A 24375-nucleotide genomic window follows, 5' to 3' on the forward strand; every position below is an offset into this window, starting at 1 on the left:
CTACACCATCACTTCGCTCAGGACCGTCCTCGCGGCGTTGGCGATCATGTCCTGGTCGGCCTTTGTGTCCGTAAGGATCCCGACCAGATGTTTCGGTCCGGCTCCAACGACAATGAGCTTCCTTTCGCTCATGTTGAGCAAGACCGAGTCTAGGATCTCATCCATCTCGTTAGCCATCTGTTCAGCCGCACCCAGCATCATCGAGGTGATGGCGGTGTACACGCCCCGATCGGTCATCTTGGGTGTCTCGCCATAGGTGAAAACGCCTGCCCTTGATGTGACGAAGACCGTTATGACATGTTCTGTCTTCAAAAGACGTTCAACTGCTAAATCGAATTGAGCGATTTCTGCCATATGGCCAACCCATCTGGCATCGTATGCCCAGCAGTAATTATATAACTTTTGACCTGAAACTGAGAAATGAAATCAGCAATGGCCAGATATCATTCCGAGGCCTATTATCACACACCGGAAAGATTGAGGAAACCGATATAATCCGATAGGGATTTACACGAGCGATGGCCCCCATCTCCTTCAAAAGCTTGTTCACCGGTCCCGAGGACCTGAGATCGGAAGCGGCAAGAATGGAGCCGGGACTTTTAGATTCGTTATCATCCTTCTTCCCTGGAGAGAGAAGGAGGGCCGAGGCGAGGGTGCTTAAGGTTGCCGAAACGGAACCTAGGCAGATGGTGACGGTTCTTCTGCGTTTTTATGATCAGGAAAATGAAAAGGTCAGGGAATCGGTCAGGAGCCTGATGGGGCAGATCGTCCAGACCAGGGCCGGCAGGGAAGCCATCATCGACAACGTCTCGAACATGAACCGGGATGTGCGCCGAGGCGTGAAGCTGGTCATACAGGATATCTGGGGTCCCCAGGCAGTCCCCTATGCTTCGTTGTACGAACAGACCCTGATGCTGATCGGATTCGCCCGGAAGAAAGAAGTCCCGGTCGATGACATCGAGCGACTGGCGATCACCACCAAGTCCTCATTCATGGAAGGGGAAACGGTCAGGGCGATAGCGGACATATCGCATTGTCTTGATCTTGTCAAGCTCCGATATCGCAATGTGGAGACCCTCAAGAACTACCTTGCGGAGATGCTCAGGACGATACCGGAACTGAACAGGAGGGGAGTGCCCACGGAAAGGATGGAGGAGTCTCTAAGGGCGGCCCTTACCGTAAGCCGCAACCGGCGGTTCGATTACACCACAGGTCTGATCGATGATCGCATGCGGGAGCTGGAGATCAGAGACGAACTGATAGCCATCGGAGAGGTCGTGAAGGCAAACGTCACGGTACGGCCGGAAAAGCAGATATCAGACCTGAACGGAATGGACGTATGGGCGTTCGAGAAGATGAGCGAGATAATTCAGATGACCATGGCATCGAACCTGACCGACTCGCGGTCCATCTCCCTGAAGGTGCTCCACGGCTTCCTGATGAACGAATTCTCCAGCTATTACGAGAACAACGCTAAGGCCAGGATCGCAAGGCAGGACGCTTCCGCCCTTTTCACGGTGTATGTGATAGGGCTGGTGTCCCTGAAGCTTGTTTCCGATCTCATACCGGTGGCCGCCGAGGACACATATCAAAGGTATTACCGCGGTATCGAGCGGGACCCGAGCATACTGCTGGTGACATGGCCCGAGGTGGTCATGCTCCTGGCCAAGTAGCCAGGCATATTCGGGAACTGTCCGAGACTTCGCATCTTTTCTTGCCACCCAGTTTGAAAATTTTACTAGCAATATTTATATTATGGAATAACGTTTCAGATGGAGAGGGATGCACTTATGCCAAGTTCATTGGTAAAAGAAGCGCTAGCTAACGCTGGAATTAAGCAGCCAGCAAACGGAAGTGTAGGTAACCAACAGGCAGCTCCGGTCCAACCGGCACCACAGCCAGCACCGGCACCAGCGCCACAGGTGAGCGCTACCGACGAGGAACTCCTCAGGATTGCCGCACAGCTGGATGTCTGTATCAAGATCATCGGATGCGGCGGTGGCGGCTGCAATACCATCAACAGGTGCGTCGACGCCGGCATCAGCGGAGCACAGCTCTGCGCCATCAACACCGATGCCAAGCACCTGCTGACCATACGCGCCCCGAAGAAGATCCTCATCGGCAAGTCAAAGACCAGAGGACTGGGCGCAGGAGCGAGGCCGGAGGTCGGAGAGGAGTCCGCCCGCGAGAACGACAGCGAGATCAGGGACTTCCTCAACGGCGCGAACATCGTCTTCGTCACCGCTGGTATGGGAGGAGGGACCGGTACCGGCTCTGCACACTATGTTGCCAGCATAGCCAAGGAGCAGATACGGGCATTGACATTGGGGATCGTCACCCTGCCGTTCAAGGCGGAAGGCACCGTCCGTATGGAGAACGCCCTGTCTGGCCTCAACAAGCTGAGGCAGGTGTGCGACACCACCATCGTCGTCCCCAACGACAAGCTCCTCGAGCTCGTCCCGAAACTGCCGGTAGATGCGGCCTTCAAGGTCGCCGACGAGGTCCTGATGCAGACCATCAAGGGACTGACCGAGATCATCACCAAGCCTGGACTGGTCAACCTGGACTACGCCGATATCCAGACCGTCATGAACGAGGGCGGAGTGGCATTCGTCGGCATCGGCGAGGCCAACAACGACTCGGACGACCGCGTCAAGGCGGCCGTGCATGAGGCGCTCACCTCCCCAATGCTGGGAGAGGTCGACCTGAGACAGGCCAAGGGTGCCTTGATCCGTGTGGTCGGAGGACCGGACATGACCGTCGGCGAGGCCCAGAAGGCTGCCGAGATCGTCACCCAGTCAGTCAGCGAGAGGGCCCGCATCATATGGGGATGTTCCATCGACCCGGAGCTCGAGGGGACCATCAAGATCCTGCTGATCGTCACCGGCGCCAAGAGCAAGTACATGCTGGACGCGAGAGGAATGGGCGGAATGAACACACAGGCGGCGCCAAGGGCTGCACCCCAGTACGCGCCGAACCCAGCACCCCAGCAGTATCAGCAGCCCCGGCAGCGCAGCAACGACGACGACATCGACTTCGTGCGCTGAACCTGGGGGCGAACGAGCTGCGTCGGCTGGACGCCTCCCCTTCCTTTTTGGAAGGGGTCGCGTTCAAAAATCGAAGGTGGTGTCGCCGAAACTGACGGCAGGGCAGGGTTCCATGCATTCGCCGCAATGGATGCATTTCGAGGCTATGACCTGAACCCGGTCTTGTTCCAGTACAAGTGCACCCTCTTTGCATCTGGCGACGCACACCCCACAACCGACGCATTCCTCGGCCTTGACCACTGCTCTGCGCACCTTTTCCACTTTTTCTCTTATCGCCTTTTGGTCATTGCCTTTAGCGATGAGCGCGCCTTCGTCGAACAGGGTCACTCCATCGATGGAGCACCATCCTTCCTCCTCGTTGATGGTGACCTCTCCCACCATGTTGAGCAGGTTCACCACTTTGAGCAGGTCCAACTTACGAGAGAATGCCCCCTCGATGCTGAAACCGAGGACGCATGGCGAGAAGCCATCCTGCATCCTCAGTGACAACAGCCTTGAAGCGGTCTCCTCCATTTCCTTCCTCTGCCGGTCCGGGATGGTTATCCCGGTACGGGCCAGCTCCTCCCTGACCGAGGCGGGAATACGCTTCCAGCGCCACAGGCCCAGCTCCACCCACTCCTTCGGCTGGCCGATCGATTCTGCGTACTTATGCAGGTATGTGTCCCATTCTTTCGAACGGGCCGATTCCTCTTTCACCAGTTCCAGCTCCGCCAGGTCCGATGCCGGGCATAGGAAGCAGCCGATGCGGTCCAGGCCATGCTCGTACCAGGGGTTGTAAGGTGCCTTCCGCATGAAAATGTAGATCCATACGTGCAGTGCGGTCCAATGTTGGATGGGGGAGGCTCCTATCTGTCCGGGCGTCCACGGGTTCCGCCAGATGCGGGGCTTGTCGGCCCGCTGCTCTGACTCGTATTTACGCTGGCCTATGAATGAAAGGACCCCGTCTGGGAAATGCTCCATGATGGCTTTCACGGTCGGGCCGAGCTTGTTCGTCTTGCAGCACCAACGGAAATCCCTCCCCGGCGGCCCGAAGTAGTTCAGGTTGCCGAAGAACGCGTGTTCCGGGGCATGCTCGACTATCAACTCCAGGTCATATTGTTTGGCCACATCGTACACATATTGCACGGTCTCGGGGAATTCCAATCCGGTGTCGATGAAGAAGGATGGCAGGTCCAATCCGGCATCCTTGGTGAGCAGCATCGTTGCCAGGCTGTCCTTCCCCCCGGAGAATGAAACGACAGCCGGGACCTTGAACTCGGCCACGGTCTCCCTGATGAACTTGATCGCGTCCCAGATCCGGCGTTCCATGACCGGAGAGTTCGCCCTCAAGACCATGTCCCAGTCCTGGACATCGATCCTAGGAACGTATTCCGAGGGAATGTCCGCCCATCTGGTCTTAACGGCCGCTCCTTTTTCCAGCAGCGACATCTCCTCGGTGGACATCCTGGCGGTGCCGGTGGCGAAAGCGAAATGCCTTGAATCGACAACGATGACCTCGTCGCCCTTCTTGATTCCGTCCACCGCCGAGACCACGCCCGGCACCATCAGGCTCGAGCTCTTCTGGATCGGGGCGATCGCACCGTCATCGGCCACGACGACTCCCTTGGAGGCGACGTTCTGCATCATCCTTGCCGCAGCCACCCTGAGGATCATCTTCCAGCCGAAGCCGATGTCGTACCTGGCAGAGGCTATGACCGTTCCATCCATGATAATCTCCTCCATCCGATCCAGCCCAGGGACTTTGTTTAGAAGTACGATCCGACCCTCCGGCAGTAACGCCTTCCCGCAGCCGGGACCGAAGTCCCTCTCTGCCAGGGAGCGCATGAATTCGATGTCATGGGCGAAGGCTGGCCTGACGTCGCCCGGCGGCGTGATGCTCACCGGCTCGGTCCTACTATGGCAATTGCCGCATTCCGTGGATTCCAGGACCGGCACGTTGCACTGTTTGCACCAGCGGAGGTGCATTTCCCCAAGCCTGACTATGCCCATGTCCCGCTGAGTCCTCATACCGATATTTTAAGGTATTCTCAAATAGGCTCAGATGAGCAATGGAGACTGTCACCTTCCAGGCCTGGGATGGTCCAGACCCCTATCCCTTACTTATTATCGAACCTAGAAATAGTAGTACACTAATTTAGGCTCGATTTCCATGAAGCCAACGAAGCGCACGCTGGGCATAGAATACGCCATCCGCGACATCCTTCTGCCGGCAAGAGAGCTGGAGAAGAAGGGGGTCGAGGTCCTGAAGCTGCACATCGGGGATCCAAATAAGTTCGATTTTAGGACCCCGAAGCACGTAAGGGACGCCCTCTGCGCTGCCGTGGAAAAATGCGATAACGGTTATGAGGAGTCGGAAGGCAATCTCGAATTGAGGCGTGCCATCGTCGAAAAGGAGCGAAAGAAGAACCTGATCGATATCGATGAGACCGACGTGATCGTCACTAACGGTGTTACCGAGTCGATCCAGATGATCACCGCCGCGACCATCGAGTCCGGCGATGAGGTCCTTGCTCCCGGACCGAGCTACCCATCCTACGTCGAGTTCACCAAGTTCTTCGGCGGAGTGCCGGTATCCTACCGCACCATCGAAGAAGAGAACTGGCAGCCGGACATCGATGACCTGAGAAAGAAGATCACGCCACGCACGAAGTACATCGTCGCCATCAACCCGAACAACCCGACCGGCGCCCTATACTCGGACAAGGTCCTGAAGCAGATGGCCGACCTGGCAGGAGAATATAACCTGTTCATGGTGTCGGATGAGATCTACGACCTGATGACCTATGACGGCGGAGTGCACCATTCCCCCGCCACGCTCGCGCCGGACGTACCGATGATCCTGGTCAACGGGTTCTCCAAGGTGGACCTGCTGCCAGGATGGAGACTTGGTTATTCCGTGTTCCGCGACCCGACCGGCGAACTGAAGGAGATCAAGGAAGCTGTCAACAAGCAGCTCCGTCTGAGGCTCAGCGCCAATGCCCCATGTCAGATGGCGGTCATCGAATCGATGAGGCACCCGAAGGACCATCTCAAGGGAATGATGGACAAGCTGGAGGATCGGCGCAACTTCGCCTATAAGCGGTTCAACGAGATCCCCGGCATAAGCACCAAGAAGCCCCAGGGAGCGTTCTACATATTCCCCAAGATCGAGTCGAAGAGATGGAAGACCGACAAGGAGTTCGTGCTCGATGTGCTGAACAACGCACACGTCCTGTTCGTTCCCGGCTCCGGGTTCTGTCCGATCTACGGAAAGGGCCACTTCAGAGCGGTATTCCTGCCGGACCGGGAGATCCTTGGAAAGGCATTCGACCAGCTCGAGGACTACATGAACAAGGTGGCGTGAACAGCCAATTCCACTTCCTTCGTCTGTTGCGACGAAGGATTGACCTTTTCCACACTTTTTATTAGTTAATCTCAGAGCATGTTGATGATGTCATAGCAGAGAACTGGGTGAATAGAAAAAAACGGAGTGCCCGAGCACTCACTACTTTGCATTCTTTATCAGGTCTAGGGTCTGTTGGTGGTCCAGGACCGGGAAGACTCGTCCAACACAGAAGGCCAATGGCCCCATCATTTCCGGTTCCATCATGCACTTCATCAGGACGTCCATGCTCGGTGTGTCATATAGAGCAAAGACCTTGTGGGCCATATGGTCATCCCAGGAACCGACAAATTTTATACCGTACTTTGCGGTGATCGGTCCCACGTTCTCATACCACTTCAAGGTCAATTCCCGATATTTCGGGTTATGTGCTGGACATAGGTCGGCTGGATGTTTTGTCACCTGCATTACTAACATTGTCTTACCTCCATATTCCTGATCCGACAGACCACATCGAACGTACATCCATGGAATTTCGTTTACGTTCGATTATTTGAGTCGGATTAATTATTAACAAGATTTGTATTATATTTATATAATATCCAATGGCAAATTAATTACTAAAATTATGAAATATTGACGATTGATGTGTAAAAATTAGGTTTGAAAATATCTCAAAGGAAGGATATACCACTCCCTCAAAGGTCCTGAGGGAGGGGATGAAGAACGGTCTTAGTCCTCCAGTCTCTTCAGCATCTTGACGACGCTCTCGACCGCGTCGCGTCCCTTCTCGATGCGGTCCTCCGCCTGCAACCTGGTCATGCCCGGACCGGTGATGCCTAGCGCTATTGGCTTGCCGTATTCGACCGAGAGGTCGGCGATCTTTCTGGCGGCGTTTGCGATGACGATGTCGTCATGCTCCGTCTCCCCCTCAATTACGCATCCGAGAGTGACAATCGCATCGATGCCCTTGTCCAGGCACATCTTTTTGATGGCCAGCGGCATGTCGAAGACGCCTGGGACCTTGATGACCTTCACTACGTTCACTTCCAGGAACTCGGCATGCGATTTTGCCCTTTCCAGCATCATTTGGGTTATGTCAAAGTTGAATTCCGAGACCACTATTCCTATGTTGTACTTGTTCATCTTCATCTCTCCTTGAGCGAGCCCACGCTCGCATATCCCTGCCTTCTGCCCATACCTGCCTGAGCGATCAATGCCTCTGGCTTGAACAGCATGTTGTACGCGTTTCTGGCATGGTCCCTTGACCGATGCTCGAGAAGGAATGCCAGTTCTTTCTCGTCGGTTGCCTCCCCCTCGTGCACGAACACTTCGATGATGTGCCTGTTCGTCATCAGCTGGGCAGCGATCAGGCCGGTCGATGCCTCATGCGCACATTGTTTGTCTATGGCCTGGGCACCGGGCATTCCCAATGCAATGACGATATCGCACTTCTCCTCTTCGATGAGCTTCTTGGCCTCAACCGGCAGGTCCTTAATGCCCGGTACCGTCCTGCGGATGACCTTGAAACCGGTGCCCATTCCCTTGAGCTCATCGATGGCCGCACCTCCCATATCCAAACGGGCGAACATCGTGTCCACCACCCCGATCAGTTTCAATTTCTTCCCTCCTCGTCGGACCTCTTGTTTACGGTATACCAGTCGATTATCTTCTTGATGATCTTTCTGGTGCCATTTAGGTCCTCGCCATATTTCGAGAGGCGGACCACTCTTGCTCTCAGGCCCCTTTCGGCAAGCTCTTTCTCCAGCTTCTTCTCGTCGAAGGCTTGGTCGTATCCCAAAACGATGATGTCCGGAGACACCTCCCTCACGATATCGAACATATCGCCTTCCTTCCCGAGGAATGCATGATCGACCGGCTTCAATGCCTGAACCAATTCGAGCCGCATCTTCTCCGGTGTGATCGGTTCGTGCTTCTGTTTCCTGACCGTGGCATCAGTGGCTACGACCACGATCAGTTCATCCCCGAGCAATTTCGCCTCCTCGAGGTATCTTAGATGACCTGTGTGCAATATATCAAAAACGCCTGTGGCCATCACTCTGGTCATTTAGGCTTCTCCCATTTCTTCCAGGAATCGATGATTTGGCGTCCTTCAAGGAAGCACAGGTCGTTCTTTTCGGCATATTCCTTTGCCTTCTCTTTGGACAGAGCATGGCCGTCGTCGCCCATCATTTCACAGACCGTCGCTGACGGTATCAGCCCGGTCATCACCAACAGTACGGTCGAAAGCTCGGTGTGACCGAAACGTGTGACCAGCAATTCCTTGCTGGCATTGAGGAGATGGACGTGACCGGGTGCCCTGAACATCCTGCCGAACTCAGCCCTGGCCTGTTCGGTGGACATTCCTTTTGTCCTCTTCGCCAGCTTGGCGAACTCAGAGATCGTCAGGGCCCGGTCCGTATCGGTGATCCCGGTAAAGGTGGCCCTATGGTTGATCGTGATCGAGAAGGCGGACTTGGTATCGTAAGGGATGTCAGTCGGCGACAGAAGGTCCATCACCGGGTGCGCCTTGGCGGAACAGGAGAAGACGTCGACCAGGAAGGGAAGGTCGAACCTCTCCTTTATATCGTTGTGGGCGGCGGTGCAGATAAGTCCCCCTGCCTCCTTGCGCATCTGCATGATAACGCCTGGCGTTACGAATTCCGATGCCACGACCATGTCGGTCTCCCGCTCACGGTCATCTGAATCGAAGACCAGCACGATCTTGCCGGCGCGCAGGTCCTTTAACGCCTCTTCCACAGTGCTTTTCATTTTTCTCCCGTCGATACGAATCGAAGGAATGATATTATTCGTTGTGTAAGTACAATCGGAATGGTTAGACGCATTTCAGGACCCCAATATTTTGGATAGAGGGTTGATTTACAGGTAAACGCGCTAAAAGGCTTATAGTACGAGTAAATGAATTCGGTCCCATGGTAGAGAAGCTTGACGACCTCCAAAATTATCCCGTCTGGGACCGTTTGGACATGTTGTCCCAGATCAATGGCTTTGTCAATAACATCAAAGAGGCCATCGGTTACAAGGTCGCGCCTTTGTCGGACATAAGTAACATATGTCTATGCGGAATCGGCGGATCGGCAATGTGCGGTGATATCCTTATCGACTATTTGGCCCCCATCAGCGACAAGCACGTGACCGTGGTCCGTAGCGTGTCGCTTCCCAACTGGGTGAATAGCCAGACTCTGGTGGTCGTGATCAGCTATTCAGGAAACACCAAGGAGGCCCTGGACGTCTTCCAGGACGCGCTCTCCAGAGGGTTGAAGGTAGTATCCGTCTCCTCCGGCGGGGAATTGCTCAAGAAAGCAAAGGAGAACGGCATCCCATTCATCCAGGTTCCCTCCGGTATTCAGCCGAGGGCAGCTCTGGGATACCTCCTTGGATCGGTGGCGGTCATTCTGCAGGCAGCCGGGGCGTGCGCTCCAGCCGGGGCTCTGGGCGAGGTTATCCAGTTCGCCCAGTCCACTCAGGAAAGGCTGGCGCCAGGCATGACCACTTCAACGAACGCGGCCAAGAAGATCGCTTTGGCTCTCGATGGAAAGGTACCCGCAGTATACTGTCCACGTTCGATCCGCAGCGTAGGCGTACGCTGGCAGAACCAGATATGTGAGAATGCGAAGGTGGTCGCTTTCTCGGGAGAGATCCCGGAGATGAACCATAACCAGATGGTGGGATGGCTAAGCGGGAACGGGGTCAACAATCTGAAACCGGTCTTTGTGGTCCCCAGTGCACTGGAGCCCACAGTCAAAAAGATGACAATGGTCAGCATCCAAATGTTCAACGAAAGAGGATTGGACCCGATCGTTGTTCAACTCGAGGGAAAGACCCTGATCGAGAACCTCGTCTACGGGCTGATACTGGGAGACATGATCAGTTATTATATGGCGCTGTTAAGCGGGGTGGACCCGACCCCAGTCGATGTCATTGGAGAGTTCAAAAGGCGCATCAGCACCTGAGCTGGTGTCGAGCATAAATCCAGAAATATGCCTGACATCCATCAGCAATACCTTTTTTTAAACGTTCATGAATGTCCCCATGGGACTCCGCATGAAGGAAGATGCATACTGGATTATTGAACAGGTCAAGGAGCACAACAAGTGGTTCGAGGAGTGTATCCCGATGATCGCCTCGGAGAACCTGATGAGCCCATTGGCCAAAGAAATGATGATTTCCGATTTCCACGACCGCTACGCGGAGGGCATGCCGGGAAAGAGGTACTACCGGGGTAACATCTACGTCGACAAGGTCGAGATCAGGTGCATGGAGCTGGCACAGCGGATATTCAAGTGCAAGTTCGCCGACGTCAGGCCCATCTCGGGCACCGTGGCCAACATGGCGGCGTTGTTCGCCTTGACCGAGCCAGGCGACACCATAACCACCGCCTCGCTGGACAATGGGGCGCATATCTCCACCGCCAAGTTCGGGGCCACCGGGTTCCGCGGCGTGAACACGGTCACTTATCCGTTCAACACCAAGGACATGGTCATTGACATCGATGGGGCCAGGAAGGTCATCGAACAGACCCGGCCGAAGGTGGCCCAGTTCGGCATGTCACTGTTCCTTTTCCCGATCCCTCTCAAGGAGCTGAAGGACACTTTTGACGAAGTAGGATGCACCGTTTGGTACGACGCTGCCCACGTGCTTGGCCTAATCGCCGGCGGACAGTTCCAGGACCCGTTGCATGAGGGGGCTCACCTGATCTCCGCTTCCACCCACAAGACCTTTCCCGGACCGAACCATGGGGTCTTGCTCGCTGACAACGTGACCGACGAGATGGAGAAGAAGCTGAACAAGGCAGTATTCCCCGGTGTGACATCGTCGCACCACCTGCACGAGATGGCCGCCCTGGCCGTCACCCTCGCCGAGTGGGAGATCTACGGGCAGCAGTACGCAGCCCAGATCTGCAAAAATGCTAAGGCCCTCGGCCAGGCGATGTACGAGTTAGGTTTCGACGTTCTCTGTGAGCACAAGGGCTTCACCGCGTCCCACACCATTGCGGTGAACGTCGGCGCCCATGGCGGAGGGGACCAAGCCTCTAAAGACATGGAAGCAGCCAACCTCATCTGCAACAAGAACATGCTCCCCGGCGACGAATCGTCGATACGCCCCAGCGGTATCCGCCTCGGAACCCAGGAGCTGACCCGGGTGGGCATGAAGGAGGGCGAGATGAAGGAGGTCGCCAAGCTCATCCACCGCGTCGTGGTGAAGAAGGAAAATCCCCAGGTTGTAAAGCAGGACGTCAAGGCGCTGAAGAAGAACTTCACCAAGATCCGCTATTGCCTGAGCGAAGGAGAAGAGGCGTACAAGTTCCACGAGCTGGTCTGAGCTCGCTGAATATCCTTTCCAAACCTTTTACCCACTTTTATTTTCCAGAGCTTTTCTAGCCCTATCGACCATCTCGCAGGCCATGCACCGTTCATTGCATGTGGGCTCCCCGCATCGGCAAAGTCCTAGAGCGGAAGCTGGGAACCGGTCCTTCAGCATCGGACGGATGGCGTCATAGCTGGCCACGATCGAGAACTTGGTTCCTGGATGTTTATGCTCCATCTCATCGATCATTGCCCGGTAGTCGTTCCGGAGCGCTCCCCCCGCATAGGGACATTCGTCCTCCGAGAACTCGATGCCGTTGATCAGGGCATAGAGGTAGGATTCTTTCTCGGGGATCAGCCGCAGCGGTTCGATGCGCGGAACCAGGCCGGGTTGGACCCTCAGATGGGGGCCGAGCCGGGCAAGCCTCTCGACGTCGCCGCGCATGAAGTTCATCAGCACGCTCTGCGCGGTATCGTCCAGGTTATGACCGGTGGCGACGATGTCCGCCCCCAGCTCCTTGGCCGCCTTGTTCATGCAACGGCGGCGGAACACCCCGCAGTAGGAACAGGGGGATTGGTCCTGAGATATCGGGGCAAGTTCGTCCATGGTCGTCCCGACCTCATCCTGGAATCTTATCATGTGGTGCTCGATCCCCAGCCTATCCGTCAACTCGATGACCTTTCTTATGGTGGCCGGACGGTAGCTGACTATGCCCTCATCCACCGTGAAGGCGCTCAGCCTGATATCCCGCCGATCTCCCAGAATCTTGGCCATGGTGTGCAGCGTTACCGAACTGTCCTTTCCTCCAGAGATGGCGACCGCGATATGCTTACCTCGACCTATCTCCAGCTGCGATCTGATCTCTTTCTTGATCCGCCTATCCACATATTCCGTGAAGTGCAGGGGGCATAGGCTGTTCCCATTGTACCGTATGTATGTCACCGCCTCAGCGGAACATTTCGAGCAGCGAACCACGAACGCTCAGAGGCGGTCCGGTTAATAATCTTGTTCGTGGATTCCTTCTTCAATTGCGTCATTGGGTTATTCTTGGTCAGAGGGCCGAGGCATGCTAAGGGCCACTTGCGCCGACCCTACCCAAAGTATTTTCATGGCCGCTGTCATTAGCAGGAATCGGTTGCCATGAACGAGATATGGATCGAGAAGTACCGCCCCAAGACGCTGGATGACATCGTCGGGCAGAGCCAGATCGTGGAAAGGCTGCGCTCTTACGCTCGGTCCGGGAACCTGCCCCATCTCATGTTCGCCGGTCCCGCCGGCACTGGCAAGACCACATCCGCGCTGGCTTTGGCCCGAGAGCTCTTCAAGGATAGCTGGAGGGATAATTTCGTGGAGCTCAACGCATCCGACGAGAGGGGAATAGACGTTGTCCGGGGCAAGATAAAGGATTTCGCGCGGACCGCGGCCATCGGCGGCTCTTCGTTCAAGATCATCTTCCTGGACGAGGCGGATGCGCTCACGTCAGACGCGCAGGCGGCGTTGAGAAGGACGATGGAGAAGTACTCGGCCAACTGCCGTTTCGTTCTATCGTGCAACTATTCATCGAAGATCATCGAGCCGATCCAGTCCCGTTGCGCCGTCTTCCGGTTCAAGCCGCTCAAGGCGGAGGACGTCAAAGAGCAGCTCAGGCACATCGCCAAGGCAGAGAACGTCCCCATCACCGAGGAGGCGCTGGACGCCGTGGTCCACGTGGGCGAGGGGGACATGAGGAAGTCCATCAACGCATTGCAGGTGGCAGCGGCGATCGGCACCGAGGTCACCCTCGAGGTCGTCTACCAGACCACCGGGAATGCCCGGCCGGACGAGGTCCTGGCCATGATCGAGACCGCGCTTTCTGGCGATTTCGTCGGTGCCAGGAACAAGCTGGATGAGATATTGCTCACCTACGGGCTGAGCGGCGAGGACATCATCAAGCAGATCCACCGCTCGTTCTTCGACCTCAGCATACCGGACTATGACAAGGTGATGCTCATAGACAAGACCGGAGAGATAGAGTTCCGCATCGTCGAGGGTTCCAACGAACGGATCCAGCTGGAATCCCTCTTGGCGCACCTGGTCGTGGCGGGGGATAAATTGCGGGGCGAACGCTAGGAAAGGTTCCGGCGTTGCCAACGTTTTTATATTCCTTCTATGTTTCAAGGCGGAGAGGACTCATATGGCACGATTCAAGGAAGCTGATGCTAGGCTTCTTAACAAGATGGTCTGCATGAACTGCTACGCGAGGAACGCCCCCCGGGCCACCCGGTGCAGGAAATGCGGATACGATCACCTTCGCCTCAAGGCCAAGGAATCGAGAAAGGCGTAAACGCCTTTCGTCAACCGTTTTTCCATTTTCGAATTTTTACGGTCGGTCAGATGCCCGGCCGCAAGCTTATCCTTATGGTTTATCCGTGTCGATTATTCAGAGGATAAGTTTTTAGCGTTCAATTCAATCTCATTGGATTGCATGATACTTGCAGTGGTGATGCTGTGAAGAAGGTCCTGATAGTCGATGACAATCCGGCAATTCAGGAAATAGTCTCGGAGCTGGTTTCTTCGGCCGGCTACATCCCGATCACAGCCACTGGAGGCAAGGACTGCCTTGATAAGGTGGCGTCAGAGCAACCCGACCTGGTCCTGTTGGACATCAACATGCCGGACATGGACGGATGGACCGTACTTAGAAAGCTGAAGGAGGTGGGTGCGACCGATAAGCTAAAGGTGATGATGCTGACCGCCACCACCGAGATCGGAACGGACATTTTCGGATTGCAGGATGTGGTGTCAGGCTACATTCGCAAACCCTTCAACAACCTGGAGCTCATCGAACGGCTGAAAGCGGTGCTGGAGACCCCGTCTCAGATCGTCATCGAGCCTGAGGTGAAGAAGCAGAGCGGCCTGTACAAGATGTTCTCAAAGATCATCCCGACGCGCACGCCGCCGGCCGGTATGGAGAAGGCCAAGCGCTCGGCCAAACAATACGAGCTCAGGAAAGGATTCGGGTACGTGGTCAAGGAATCCAAACCTGAGAAATCCTTCGAGATATTCGTCGATCAGGTCACCCATAACATCCAAGGTCTCTGCGTGACCCGGCAGCATCCGACCACCATCAGGACCACTTGGAAGATAGAAAAGACCCCCATCATCTGGCTGTCGAACCAGCTGGGCAAGGTCTATGTCAACCCGACCAACATCGGGATCTTGTCTGATACGATCATACGTTTCGTGGAAAAGTCCGGTGAGTCGGTTGTTATCATCGACGGGATAGAGTTCCTGATCGTGAACAACGACTTCGAGAAGGTGCTGAGGATGATGCACCACATCGTCGAAGCGGTCATGGAATACAAGTCCACCCTGATCATCTCCGTCGATCCACGCACCTTGAGCGTGAGGGAGATGGCCCTTCTTGAGCGCAACATGGAGATCATCGATACCACCGCCGAGGACCAAGCGAAACCTAAATAGGTAATCTACCATGCTTCGGGGTCAGTTCCTGACGAGGAGTAGGTCCCGATGTCCGATCATAAGATCACCAAGGTTTGGGCCAGAGAGGTCCTTGATTCCCGAGGCAATCCGACCGTTGAGGCTGAGGTTAGCACGCCGACCGTTACGGTCAGCGCCATAGCACCATCAGGTGCGTCGACCGGAACGCACGAGGCCGTGGAGTTCAGGGACGGCGGTCCCAGATATGGGGGCAAAGGCGTCCTCAAAGCGGTGGAAAACATCCGGAAGATCATTGCCCCGGTATTGGTCGGCATGGATGTCACCGACCTCAAGGCGATCGATCTGGCCATGATCGCTCTGGACGGCACGGAGAACAAATCCCGGCTAGGGGGCAATGCCACCACGGCGGTCTCGTTCGCCTGCGCCAGGACCGGGGCCATCGTGAAGGGAGTGCCGCTGCATGAGCACTTGGGTAAGGGAAGTCATGTGTTGCCGGTCCCGTCAATGAACGTGATCAACGGCGGCAAACATGCTGGCGGCAATCTTCGTCCCCAGGAATTCATGATATCGCCGGTTGGGGCCAAGACCTTCGCCGAATCGCTGCGCTATGGGGCCGAGGTCTACCAGGCACTCAAATCAGTGCTGAAGGATGCGTACGGTGTCGGCGCCATCAACGTTGGCGATGAGGGAGGTTTCGCTCCCCCGATGAACACCGTCAGGGAGGCGCTGGACACTCTCGTCAAGGCCATCGAGAAGGCCGATTATGTTCCGGGCAGGGATGTCTCCTTGGCCATGGACCCGGCGGCAAGCGAGTTCTTCGAGGATGGCGAATACGTGATAGACGGCGTCCGTCTGGACCCAGGTCAGATGGTCGGTTTCTACGAGGACCTCCTGAAGGACTATCCGATCGTTAGCCTGGAGGACCCTTTCGACGAGGAGGCCTTCGATACCTTCGCCCAGCTGACCAAGGACGTGGGGAAGAAGCTGCAGATCGTGGGCGACGACCTGTTCGTCACCAATGTGAGGATGCTGCGGAAAGCGGTGCCAATGGGGGCGGGTAACGCTCTCCTGCTCAAGGTCAACCAGGTGGGAACGATCACGGAAGCGCTCGAAGCATCCGATTTCGCGTTCAAGAACAGGTATAACGTCATGGTATCCCATCGATCCGGCGAGAGCGAGGACACCACCATCGCCGACATCGCGGTGGCCATCGGTTGCGGGCAGATCAAGACCGGAGCGCCGTGCCGGGCCGAGAGGACCTGCAAGTACAACCGCCTGGTGCGCATCGAGGAAGCGCTGGGACAGAAGGCCAAGTTCGCCGGGGTCCAGGCGTTCAGGTCCCAATAGGGCGGGCCTCCAAACCATTATTCCCATTTTTCTGCCAGAACATTTCTTTAGTCAGATATCGTTGCCTTCCGGGAGGCGGGATATTGGGTAGGTTCTTCGGGGCTTCTGACCAGGACATTGCCGAGGGCAGGACGACTGACATATATTTCGAGAGGACCATGGAGGTCCTCAAACAACAGGGCCTGCTCGGCGTCGACACGCTATCGGAATTCACAGTGGCATCGCTCCCGGATTCCTGGCCATGGGGGGTGTTCTGCGGTTCTGAGGAGGTCATACGGCTCTTCGAGGGCAAGAACGTCGACCTGGTGGGCATACCGGAAGGGACGATATTCCGCTCCCGCAGCTATGATGGAATAAAGGTACCGGTCATGAAGCTGGAAGGCCCCTATGGCGAATATTGCCCGCTGGAAACGCCTGCGCTGGGTTTCATGTGCTTCTCCAGCGGGGTGGCGACCATGTCCGCCCGGTGCAAGATCGCCGCCGAAGGCAAAACGGTCCTGTCGTTTGGCGTTCGCCGCATGCATCCGGCGATCGCACCGGTCATCGACCGTTCCTCGTACATCGGTGGATGCGACGCGGTTTCATCCGTCATCGGGGGCGAAACGGTGGAGCAGGAACCCTCCGGGACGATGCCCCACGCACTTGTCATCATGATCGGTGACCAGCGGAAAGCCTTCAAGGCCTTCGATGACATCGTGGAACGGGACGTGCCTCGGGTGGCGCTGGTCGATACCTACTGTGATGAGAAGTTCGAGGCCATCATGGCCTGTGAGACGGTCAAGGACCTGTTCGCGGTCAGGCTCGACACACCCGGATCGAGGCGCGGAAATTTCGCCGACATCATCCGAGAGGTCCGCTGGGAGATGGACTCCAGAGGATATCAAGGTGTCAAGATCATCGTTTCCGGGGGGCTGTGTGACAGCACCATCGGCGAACTGTCCAAGGCGGGCGCGGACGGTTTCGGAGTGGGCACGAGCATCAGCAATGCCCCGACCGTCGACTTTGCCATGGACATCGTGGAGAAGGAGGGTAAGAACGTGGCGAAACGAGGCAAGTTCGGAGGCCGCAAGTTCGCATTCAGATGCGAGAATTGCTTCGAGTTCGGAGTAACCCGTTCACAGGACGAGGTCCCAGTATGCCCCCACTGCAACCAAGATATGACGTTGGCAGAGGTGAAACTGCTGGAGAAGGGGAAAAGGGTCTGTGGCCATCCTCATCCCAAGGAGATCCGGTCAAGGGTCATGAAGCAGATCGAACGCATGGAACTGGGGAAGTGAGAAAATGGAAGAGGAGACGTTCAAGGTCAGCATGGAGATGGTGGAAGGTTACCGGTTCCGCATCGACATGAACAGCGCACAAGAGATATTCATGGACGAGCCAAAACCGCTGGGCAGTGGGCTATATCCCAATGCCGGCAAGTTCCTGGCAGCGGCTGTCGGCAACTGCCTGTGCGAAAGCCTTTCCTTCTGCGTAAGGAGGACGCACACCGAAATGCTGTCCATAAGCGCCGAGGTCTTCAGCAAGATGGAGAGGAACGACCATGGCCGCCTGAGAATAACCCACATCCAGGTCATTCTCCATCCGATACTGTCCGACCCTACCAAGCTGAAACTCTGCCAGGAGATCTTCGAGGACTTCTGCATCGTATCGCAAAGCGTGAAGGCAGGCATACCCGTGGACGTCGAGATCATCTCACCTCCATGATTCTTAATCCAAGCTCATCTCTTCAGACCATCGATGGTTGAAAGGAAAACCCTTAACAGCCACATTTTTGATACTGATTCATGCTAGACGAGAAGGACAAATCTATCCTTAGGGAGCTTCAAAAGGATGCCAGACGCAGCACCAAGGCGATAGCTAAGGATCTGGCGATCCCGAGGGCGACCGTACACGAAAGGATCAGGAGGATGTCCGAGAAAGGGATCATCAAAGGATTCACTGTGGTCCCGGACTTTTCTAAGCTGGGGGAACCGATCACCGCCTTCATCCTAATGTCCTTCCTTCCCAACAACAAGATGTCCCAAAGGGAGCTGGCACAGAAGATCGCCGCCTTGGACGGGGTGCACGAGGTGCACCTGATCTCCGGCGAGCACGATATCCTCATGAAGGTTAGAGGTCAATCGATGGAGAGCATCGGCTCCCTGGTCATCGATAAGATAAGGCAGATGGACGGTGTGGGCAAGACCCTTACCTGTGCTTGCTTCGCAACCGTAAAAGATGAGTAGGACCGAAAAAAAGTGTCTGCCACTTCCGCTGCCAAGACATATGACGTAACCGACAATATATCTCTTCAAGACATAAAACGGAACTCGCAATAAGGAGATGCCATTCGATGGTGAACAGAGGCTTTTTCAGCATGTCCGGCAAGACCTTAACGCCCTTGCCTTATGGTCGGTAAAAAACGGTCCGTCAGACATCTGGCATACAACGAAAAATGAGGTGCGAAACGTTTAATACACTCAGAAGTGTTAGTGCTTTTCACTCGGGACATAACCAATATTTCCTGCAGTCCAGTAGCTTGTGGGCGAAGCGGACGGCTGAGGTTTATTTCTGAGTGGGGAGGGATAGGTTGTATAACGTTCAACTAGCGGAAGCTGTGTTCGGTCATGTGGCTGATAAGATCGAACCAAAATTCGGGATCCTCGGGAGAAGGGATGATCTCATGGCCACCACTAGATGTAGGATTCGAGGTGCTGAGCCGTCCGAGATGCTCATGGTGGAGCATGTTGAGACCTCACGCATTCTATGTTCATGCGGGGCAGTGACCGAGCTTGACCGATCGATGGTGGGCATCAAGCACAAGCTTGGGAAGACGGTCGAATGCAGAAAATGCAGAAACGCCCGCATCGCCCGAGAGAAAGAGGAAGAGGAAATCGCCTTCACCGGGATAAAAGAGGATGAAGAGTGGTGACCCATCCTCGAAAACAATAGTCCAGAACTAGTCTGTTCTAAACCTGATATGGCTACCGGGGGAGACCATCGACTTCAATTCGGGTCCCTGGGTCCAAATCGCCTTACCTTTATATACGCCTCATCGGATAGCAACCGACCCGGTAACCTATTGGGAGCTATCCATTATGGACATGTTAGTCGTATCGGGTTTTCTAGGTTCTGGCAAGACCACCATGATCTTGGCGACGATTGGAAAATATATCGAGACCACTAAGAAGAAGGTGGTGATCATCGTCAATGATTTTGGCAAGATCGGGATCGACGGGGCCGTTATGAAAAAATACGGTCTGAATGTCCAGGATATGCCTAGCGGTTGTATCTGTTGCACTTTGGGATCGGACTTCCTGGAAACGGTCAACACCGTCGCCAGCAACTTCAGGCCGGACCTGATCCTGGTAGAGCCCACTGGCATAGCCGATCCCGCAAATATCGTCGACACAATGAAGATGTATCGGGGGCCGAAGGTCGACCCGATACGTATCTTTGTGGTGGTCGATGCGGTCAGGTTCCCGCTTATCCTCAGGGCGCTGACGGTCCCGCTCAAGAACCAGCTCAACGCCGCTGACCTCATCGTAATCAACAAGATCGACGAGTCTGGCCCGGAGGCGGTACAGGTGGTCAGGACCAGTCTCGAAGAGCTGGGGATAAGGAAAAGAACGATCCAAATATCAGCGGCCACCGGTGAGAACCTCGATCAGGTCGTGCAAGCGATGGTGGGCGTATGATGGCGGAAGATTTCTCGGCCTGCGCCGCCAAGGTCCATGTGGCCTTCAAGCTGGGCGTTGACCCGGCCGAAATGCAGAGGATGGTCGAATCGCTGATGTCCCGGATCGCGTTGGATTGTGTCAAGGCCGGGACCCGGCTGATCGGTCATATCAAGTGCATAGCAGAGGTCGGTACAGGAAAGTATATCGCCTGTTCGGTGACCACACCAGATGGAAAACCTCGCTGTACCGGCTCATTCGACGTGTCATCGGACAGACTGGAGATCGTGGTGAACGTTCTGCAATACGGCCTGGACAAGCGGACGATCGAGGACATCGTCGAAAAGGCGGCGATCACTGGCTTCGGTGACGTCTCCAGGGTCACGGTCGAAGACCTGGACGAGCACGATCATGATGCCTGCTCAGATCACAGGCACTGAAGAGCTCAGGGTCACTCAGGCTTGTTTTCCGGGACTGCCTTTTTCTTAGCCGCTGCCTTCTTCGTTGTTTTCTTGGCGGCGACCTTCTTGGCGGGAGATTCCTCGCCTGGAATGGCAGCCTTCTTCTTCGCAGGTGCCTTCTTCGCCGCTTTCTTGGCTGACTTCTTGGCCGTTGCCTTCTTGGTCTCTTCCCCTTCCTTCTTCGCACGCTTGTTGGAAGTGCACTCCATGTTCGCGCAGAACTGCCATGACCGGGCGCCCTTGACGCCCATGACAGGGGCGCCGCACACCTCGCACTTGGCACCGGTAGAATAGACGGTGCCGAGCTGGGGCAATGGATATGTCCGTTTGCAGTTCGGGTATCCGGAACAGCCTATGAACCTCTTGCCGAACCGTGAATAGAGGATCCTTAGATCCTTGCCGCAATCCGGGCATTGGCCTACTGTGGTGGTGTCCCGGTTGCTCTCGCACTCCGGGTCGATGCATATGACCGCCGGAGGGCTGCCCCTGCGAATGACCCTAACCTTGGGAAGTTTGCAGAGGTCGCAGATCTGGTCGGTCGTCTGGACCAGCGCACCTCTTGGCTTGGGAAATGCCTTCTTGCATTCTGGATATCCTGAGCAACCGATGAACTCGGAGCCCTTCCTGCTCCGCAGCACCCTCAGGTTCCCGCCGCAAGCCGGACAGAGACCGATGAAGCTCTGCTCATGCAGTGCCTGCTTTATCTCATCCCCGATGTCCAGTTTGTTCTTGTCCATGACCTCCAGGATGTCAGAGAGCATGTCCTGGGATTCCTCGACCACCTCTGGCAACGTTGTGCTGCCATTGGCTATGTCCTCCATGTCCTGCTCCAAATGGGCGGTCATCTTGCTCTCGGTGACGATCTTGGCGTGTTTCTCCAGCGCACTGGCAACGGCGATACCTGACTGTGTGGGGATGAGGTCGTTGCCCACCGCGTACTTGCGGTCGTAGAGCTTCTGGATGATATCATGCCTGGTGGACTTTGTGCCCAGGCCGAGTTTTTCCATCTCCTGGAGCAAAGTGCCTTGAGAGTATCGTCGCGGCGGTTGGGTCTCCTTGCGTTCCACGTCGAAGCCCTTGGCCTCGACCTCGGTGCCTGGGACCATGGCTGGGAGGAGGACCTCCGAGACCCTCCAATAGGGGTAGTATTTTCTCCATCCCTCGAACAGGATCCGGTACCCCTTGCTGTCGAAAGGTTCGCCCTCAACGTTGATCGTCACGTCGATCCCCTCGGACTTGGCCGCAGGCGCGACAGTGGCGAAGAAACGGCGAACTATAAGCTCATAGAGCTTCCATTTCTCGCCCTTGACCTTGTCCGGGGAGGCCGCCTCGGTCGGGTAGATCGGAGGGTGGTCAGTGGTCTCGATCCTGCCTCTCGACGGGCGTATCGATTCCTGTCTGAGTATCTCCTCTGCCTCCGACTTGAACGGAGATTCCTTGAGCTTCTCCAAAATGGTCTTAAGTGACAGAGACCGGGGATAGACGGTGTTGTCCGTCCTAGGATATGATATGTAACCAGATGTATAGAGGTCCTCGGCCAGCTTCATCGCCATCGAAGGCGAGATTCCCATCTTGTTGGCCTCAGCCATCATCATGGTGGTGTTGAACGGGGCGGGAGGGTACTCGTCCTTCTCCTTCTTATCGAACTTCTCCACCTTTCCCGATTTTGCGTCTTTGACCTTTGCCAACGCGGCGTTCGCGTCAGCCTCCGACTTGAACGGGTTCTTCTGATGGACGCCGCCGAATGCGGTCTCTTTGAAGAAATTGGCTGTGACGTTCCAGTATGGCTCTGGGACAAAGTTGGTGATCTCCCGGTGCCGGTCCACGATGAGCGACAAAGTAGGGCTCTGGACCCGCCCGACGGAAAGGAAGTTGGACCCGACCTGGCCGGAGTTCAAGGATATGAAACGGGTCAGCGCCGCTCCCCACGCGAGGTCTATGTACTGTCTCGATTCAGCCGCCTTGGCAAGCTTCTCGTCGGGATCGGTCAGGTTGCTGAACGCGTTCTCGATCTCGACCTTGGTGAAGGCAGAGAACTTGGACCGCTTGACCTTTGCCATGTCCACCCCCAACAGGTGAACCGTTTCCAGACCGATGAGCTCACCTTCCCGGTCGTAGTCGGTCGCGATGATGATCTGGTCTGCGATCTTGCCCAGGTCCGTCAGGATGCCGATGATATTCTTGGCCATGACCCGTTTTTCCGGGACGGCATAGACCAGTTTCTTGGGATCGACTGCGTTCCAGTCGTTGTATTCATCGGGGTAATCTATCTCTATGATATGACCGCGGAGACCTACGACCCAATATTCGTCCCCTTCTCTGTTGAACTCGAATACCTGGACGCCGCCCATATTCTTCCTCTTGGTCGAAGCGTTGGAAAGAATGTAAGAAATCCTGGCGGCAGCGTTCGACTTCTCAGAGATTACTAGTATTTTCATCCGAAGCGCACAAACAAGGTATCTCTTATAAGAAAGTATGGTATACTGGCTGCGCTTTTCCTGTGATTCCGCCATTGCTGGACAGCGCATATCAGCAGGTCATTTTTAGATCAGCGTTTCACATGTGGTGGTGCCCTTCGACTCTTCAAATGGAGGTGTTCCATGATGGTGATGATCTTGCACTTCCGGTGGTCGAATAATGCCCTGGTTCCGGGCGCATCGTGCCGTTCATTCTCTCCAAGATCAAGATCAGCGTGCCGAATATTCCAGTATCGTCATACTTGACCTGTTCCTCTTGAATAAAGATCAATAATCCATCGGACAGACCTTGTGACTCTTCCCGCGATCGGTTGGTAGCACATCACCAGAGGTTCCGGCCAACAGATACTCGGATCCTGGTCACGTTTTCATCGTGCTCACATGTCGAATAGTGATCGGTCAAAAATCTCTCTTGGCTGTCATGGCAGAGGTGAAATAGGGCCGAGTGCCTTCCTTTCGGGTGTGAACCGGATAGACCTATTGCTGGGAACATTGGATGAGGCGGTGCGGGACAGGATATTCACCGGAAATACCGGCGTTCTTTTCTCTGGAGGCATCGACAGCAGTGTGGTCGCAGCTCTGGCGGCCCGACATTCCAGTCCATCCCTGTACACCGTGGGCGTGGAAGGCGCGAGCGATCTGACCGTGGCCAAGAGCACGGCGGAGGGGCTCGGCCTGGATTGGGTCGGGGTGGTCGTGGGCGAGGAGGAGATCCGTCAGGCCATCAAAGGCATGGTGCCATTCTTCGGGTCCTCACCCCTGACGCTCTCCTTCGAGATGCCTCTCTATCTGATTCTCGGTGTGGCGGCGGAGGACCTGCTTTTATGCGGCCAGGGGGCGGACGAGCTATATGCTGGATATTCCAGATATCGTTCGATGGAAGAGGCTCAGATGAGGGCGACCATGTCCCACGACCTTGAGGCATTGATCGCCCATGGTATGGGTGCGGAGAAGCAGGCCGCGGACTCGTTCGGAAAGATGCTAATCCATCCGTTCCTGGACCCGGAGGTGGTCAAGGTGTCGCTCGACCTGCCCCTGGAAATGCTATTGCGCGGCGATGAGAACAAAGCCATCTTACGCGATGTCGGCCGTGCGCTGGGACTTGGGCCGATCGCTGACCGGAAGAAGAAAGCCGCGCAATACGGGTCAGGCATCATGAACGCCATGAAGAAGATGGCCAAGCGCGACGGCCTTACACTGGGTGAAATGGTGGACAGGCTGGCAGAAGAGCAATGATTAAGCCTTTCACCGATGTAACTGAATGCATGGAATATCAGGAGACCTTGGACTGGCTTT

At 55.6% G+C, this 24375-nt stretch carries 25 protein-coding genes; 16 read left to right on the forward strand and 9 right to left on the reverse strand.

Features of this window, described 5'->3' with window-relative positions:
* A complete protein-coding gene (locus tag VGK23_05100) occupies positions 1 to 354 on the reverse strand; it encodes a roadblock/LC7 domain-containing protein (GenBank protein ID HEY3419911.1) in 354 nt (117 codons plus the stop codon).
* Positions 355 to 518: 164 nt separating this feature from the next.
* Between VGK23_05100 and VGK23_05105 the strand changes: the two genes are divergently transcribed.
* On the forward strand, positions 519 to 1673 hold the full coding sequence (locus VGK23_05105) for a hypothetical protein (protein ID HEY3419912.1): 1155 nt from the start codon (positions 519 to 521) through the stop codon (positions 1671 to 1673).
* A gap of 117 nt (positions 1674 to 1790) precedes the next feature.
* Complete coding sequence (gene ftsZ, locus VGK23_05110; protein HEY3419913.1) at positions 1791 to 3047, forward strand: cell division protein FtsZ; 1257 nt, start codon at positions 1791 to 1793, stop codon at positions 3045 to 3047.
* A 63-nt stretch (positions 3048 to 3110) separates the two neighbouring features.
* Here ftsZ and VGK23_05115 read toward each other — a convergent pair whose 3' ends face one another.
* Positions 3111 to 5036: a phosphoadenosine phosphosulfate reductase family protein gene (locus tag VGK23_05115; protein ID HEY3419914.1), complete on the reverse strand. Its 1926-nt coding sequence runs from the start codon at positions 5034 to 5036 to the stop codon at positions 3111 to 3113.
* Positions 5037 to 5196: 160 nt separating this feature from the next.
* Between VGK23_05115 and VGK23_05120 the strand changes: the two genes are divergently transcribed.
* On the forward strand, positions 5197 to 6390 hold the full coding sequence (locus VGK23_05120) for an aminotransferase class I/II-fold pyridoxal phosphate-dependent enzyme (protein ID HEY3419915.1): 1194 nt from the start codon (positions 5197 to 5199) through the stop codon (positions 6388 to 6390).
* A gap of 141 nt (positions 6391 to 6531) precedes the next feature.
* On the opposite strand, the gene VGK23_05125 is transcribed toward VGK23_05120, so the two are convergent.
* From VGK23_05125 to ribB, 5 genes are all read right to left on the reverse strand, one after another.
* A complete protein-coding gene (locus VGK23_05125; protein ID HEY3419916.1) occupies positions 6532 to 6846 on the reverse strand; it encodes a hypothetical protein in 315 nt (104 codons plus the stop codon).
* 255 nt (positions 6847 to 7101) lie between these two features.
* Positions 7102 to 7515 (reverse strand): 6,7-dimethyl-8-ribityllumazine synthase, encoded by a 414-nt coding sequence (ribH, locus tag VGK23_05130; protein ID HEY3419917.1) that lies wholly within the window; start codon positions 7513 to 7515, stop codon positions 7102 to 7104.
* Between the two features lie 2 nt (positions 7516 to 7517).
* On the reverse strand, positions 7518 to 7988 hold the full coding sequence (ribC, locus tag VGK23_05135) for a riboflavin synthase (protein HEY3419918.1): 471 nt from the start codon (positions 7986 to 7988) through the stop codon (positions 7518 to 7520).
* A complete protein-coding gene (locus VGK23_05140) occupies positions 7985 to 8437 on the reverse strand; it encodes an adenylyltransferase/cytidyltransferase family protein (protein HEY3419919.1) in 453 nt (150 codons plus the stop codon). Before VGK23_05140 ends, ribC begins: the two co-directional genes overlap by 4 nt.
* Positions 8434 to 9141 (reverse strand): 3,4-dihydroxy-2-butanone-4-phosphate synthase, encoded by a 708-nt coding sequence (gene ribB / locus VGK23_05145; GenBank protein ID HEY3419920.1) that lies wholly within the window; start codon positions 9139 to 9141, stop codon positions 8434 to 8436. The genes VGK23_05140 and ribB overlap by 4 nt, the downstream gene beginning before the upstream one ends.
* 161 nt (positions 9142 to 9302) lie before the next feature.
* Here ribB and VGK23_05150 point away from each other — a divergent pair, with 161 nt between their 5' ends.
* Positions 9303 to 10343 (forward strand): bifunctional phosphoglucose/phosphomannose isomerase, encoded by a 1041-nt coding sequence (locus VGK23_05150; protein HEY3419921.1) that lies wholly within the window; start codon positions 9303 to 9305, stop codon positions 10341 to 10343.
* A 91-nt stretch (positions 10344 to 10434) separates the two neighbouring features.
* Positions 10435 to 11712 carry a serine hydroxymethyltransferase gene (gene glyA / locus VGK23_05155; protein HEY3419922.1) on the forward strand — a complete coding sequence of 426 codons (1278 nt, stop codon included), beginning with the start codon at positions 10435 to 10437 and terminating at the stop codon, positions 11710 to 11712.
* A 27-nt stretch (positions 11713 to 11739) separates the two neighbouring features.
* On the opposite strand, the gene VGK23_05160 is transcribed toward glyA, so the two are convergent.
* Positions 11740 to 12672 carry a TIGR00269 family protein gene (locus tag VGK23_05160; protein ID HEY3419923.1) on the reverse strand — a complete coding sequence of 311 codons (933 nt, stop codon included), beginning with the start codon at positions 12670 to 12672 and terminating at the stop codon, positions 11740 to 11742.
* A 165-nt stretch (positions 12673 to 12837) separates the two neighbouring features.
* On the opposite strand from VGK23_05160, the gene VGK23_05165 reads away from it, so the two are divergent.
* The 10 genes from VGK23_05165 (at position 12838) to VGK23_05210 (ending at position 20581) form a co-directional block, all read left to right on the forward strand.
* Positions 12838 to 13806, forward strand: coding sequence for a replication factor C small subunit (locus tag VGK23_05165; GenBank protein HEY3419924.1), 969 nt, complete (start codon positions 12838 to 12840; stop codon positions 13804 to 13806).
* 64 nt (positions 13807 to 13870) lie between these two features.
* On the forward strand, positions 13871 to 14020 hold the full coding sequence (locus VGK23_05170; GenBank protein ID HEY3419925.1) for a 50S ribosomal protein L40e: 150 nt from the start codon (positions 13871 to 13873) through the stop codon (positions 14018 to 14020).
* A 164-nt stretch (positions 14021 to 14184) separates the two neighbouring features.
* Positions 14185 to 15159 carry a DUF835 domain-containing protein gene (locus VGK23_05175; protein HEY3419926.1) on the forward strand — a complete coding sequence of 325 codons (975 nt, stop codon included), beginning with the start codon at positions 14185 to 14187 and terminating at the stop codon, positions 15157 to 15159.
* Positions 15160 to 15207: 48 nt separating this feature from the next.
* Positions 15208 to 16485 carry a phosphopyruvate hydratase gene (eno, locus tag VGK23_05180; protein ID HEY3419927.1) on the forward strand — a complete coding sequence of 426 codons (1278 nt, stop codon included), beginning with the start codon at positions 15208 to 15210 and terminating at the stop codon, positions 16483 to 16485.
* 83 nt (positions 16486 to 16568) lie between these two features.
* A complete protein-coding gene (locus VGK23_05185) occupies positions 16569 to 17762 on the forward strand; it encodes a nicotinate phosphoribosyltransferase (protein HEY3419928.1) in 1194 nt (397 codons plus the stop codon).
* A 4-nt stretch (positions 17763 to 17766) separates the two neighbouring features.
* Positions 17767 to 18189: an OsmC family protein gene (locus VGK23_05190; GenBank protein ID HEY3419929.1), complete on the forward strand. Its 423-nt coding sequence runs from the start codon at positions 17767 to 17769 to the stop codon at positions 18187 to 18189.
* An 80-nt stretch (positions 18190 to 18269) separates the two neighbouring features.
* Positions 18270 to 18710, forward strand: a complete 441-nt coding sequence (locus VGK23_05195; GenBank protein ID HEY3419930.1) for an Lrp/AsnC family transcriptional regulator — start codon at positions 18270 to 18272, stop codon at positions 18708 to 18710.
* Positions 18711 to 19093: 383 nt separating this feature from the next.
* The gene (locus VGK23_05200; GenBank protein HEY3419931.1) at positions 19094 to 19396 is read left to right on the forward strand and encodes a hypothetical protein; all 303 of its coding nucleotides are present in this window, start codon (positions 19094 to 19096) and stop codon (positions 19394 to 19396) included.
* Positions 19397 to 19562: 166 nt separating this feature from the next.
* A complete protein-coding gene (locus VGK23_05205; GenBank protein ID HEY3419932.1) occupies positions 19563 to 20162 on the forward strand; it encodes a GTP-binding protein in 600 nt (199 codons plus the stop codon).
* Positions 20159 to 20581: a hypothetical protein gene (locus tag VGK23_05210; GenBank protein HEY3419933.1), complete on the forward strand. Its 423-nt coding sequence runs from the start codon at positions 20159 to 20161 to the stop codon at positions 20579 to 20581. The genes VGK23_05205 and VGK23_05210 overlap by 4 nt, the downstream gene beginning before the upstream one ends.
* An 11-nt stretch (positions 20582 to 20592) precedes the next feature.
* Here VGK23_05210 and VGK23_05215 read toward each other — a convergent pair whose 3' ends face one another.
* The gene (locus VGK23_05215) at positions 20593 to 23040 is read right to left on the reverse strand and encodes a DNA topoisomerase I (GenBank protein HEY3419934.1); all 2448 of its coding nucleotides are present in this window, start codon (positions 23038 to 23040) and stop codon (positions 20593 to 20595) included.
* Positions 23041 to 23541: 501 nt separating this feature from the next.
* Between VGK23_05215 and VGK23_05220 the strand changes: the two genes are divergently transcribed.
* Complete coding sequence (locus tag VGK23_05220) at positions 23542 to 24315, forward strand: asparagine synthase C-terminal domain-containing protein (protein HEY3419935.1); 774 nt, start codon at positions 23542 to 23544, stop codon at positions 24313 to 24315.
* Positions 24316 to 24375: the final 60 nt, after the last annotated feature.

It is taken from the genome of Methanomassiliicoccales archaeon (assembly GCA_036504055.1).
Classification (GTDB): domain Archaea; phylum Thermoplasmatota; class Thermoplasmata; order Methanomassiliicoccales; family UBA472; genus DASXVU01.

Coding starts and splice junctions, on each gene's coding strand:
- ribH (HEY3419917.1), bottom strand. CDS start 7,515: ATGAACAAGTACAACATAGGAATAGTGGTCTCGGAATTCAACTTTGAC.
- ribB (HEY3419920.1), bottom strand. CDS start 9,141: ATGAAAAGCACTGTGGAAGAGGCGTTAAAGGACCTGCGCGCCGGCAAG.
- VGK23_05150 (HEY3419921.1), top strand. CDS start 9,303: ATGGTAGAGAAGCTTGACGACCTCCAAAATTATCCCGTCTGGGACCGT.
- VGK23_05205 (HEY3419932.1), top strand. CDS start 19,563: ATGGACATGTTAGTCGTATCGGGTTTTCTAGGTTCTGGCAAGACCACC.
- VGK23_05170 (HEY3419925.1), top strand. CDS start 13,871: ATGGCACGATTCAAGGAAGCTGATGCTAGGCTTCTTAACAAGATGGTC.
- VGK23_05100 (HEY3419911.1), bottom strand. CDS start 354: ATGGCAGAAATCGCTCAATTCGATTTAGCAGTTGAACGTCTTTTGAAG.
- VGK23_05125 (HEY3419916.1), bottom strand. CDS start 6,846: ATGTTAGTAATGCAGGTGACAAAACATCCAGCCGACCTATGTCCAGCA.
- eno (HEY3419927.1), top strand. CDS start 15,208: ATGTCCGATCATAAGATCACCAAGGTTTGGGCCAGAGAGGTCCTTGAT.
- VGK23_05105 (HEY3419912.1), top strand. CDS start 519: ATGGCCCCCATCTCCTTCAAAAGCTTGTTCACCGGTCCCGAGGACCTG.
- VGK23_05120 (HEY3419915.1), top strand. CDS start 5,197: ATGAAGCCAACGAAGCGCACGCTGGGCATAGAATACGCCATCCGCGAC.
- VGK23_05165 (HEY3419924.1), top strand. CDS start 12,838: ATGAACGAGATATGGATCGAGAAGTACCGCCCCAAGACGCTGGATGAC.
- ftsZ (HEY3419913.1), top strand. CDS start 1,791: ATGCCAAGTTCATTGGTAAAAGAAGCGCTAGCTAACGCTGGAATTAAG.
- VGK23_05195 (HEY3419930.1), top strand. CDS start 18,270: ATGCTAGACGAGAAGGACAAATCTATCCTTAGGGAGCTTCAAAAGGAT.
- VGK23_05190 (HEY3419929.1), top strand. CDS start 17,767: ATGGAAGAGGAGACGTTCAAGGTCAGCATGGAGATGGTGGAAGGTTAC.
- VGK23_05140 (HEY3419919.1), bottom strand. CDS start 8,437: ATGACCAGAGTGATGGCCACAGGCGTTTTTGATATATTGCACACAGGT.
- VGK23_05215 (HEY3419934.1), bottom strand. CDS start 23,040: ATGAAAATACTAGTAATCTCTGAGAAGTCGAACGCTGCCGCCAGGATT.
- VGK23_05210 (HEY3419933.1), top strand. CDS start 20,159: ATGATGGCGGAAGATTTCTCGGCCTGCGCCGCCAAGGTCCATGTGGCC.
- VGK23_05115 (HEY3419914.1), bottom strand. CDS start 5,036: ATGGGCATAGTCAGGCTTGGGGAAATGCACCTCCGCTGGTGCAAACAG.
- glyA (HEY3419922.1), top strand. CDS start 10,435: ATGAAGGAAGATGCATACTGGATTATTGAACAGGTCAAGGAGCACAAC.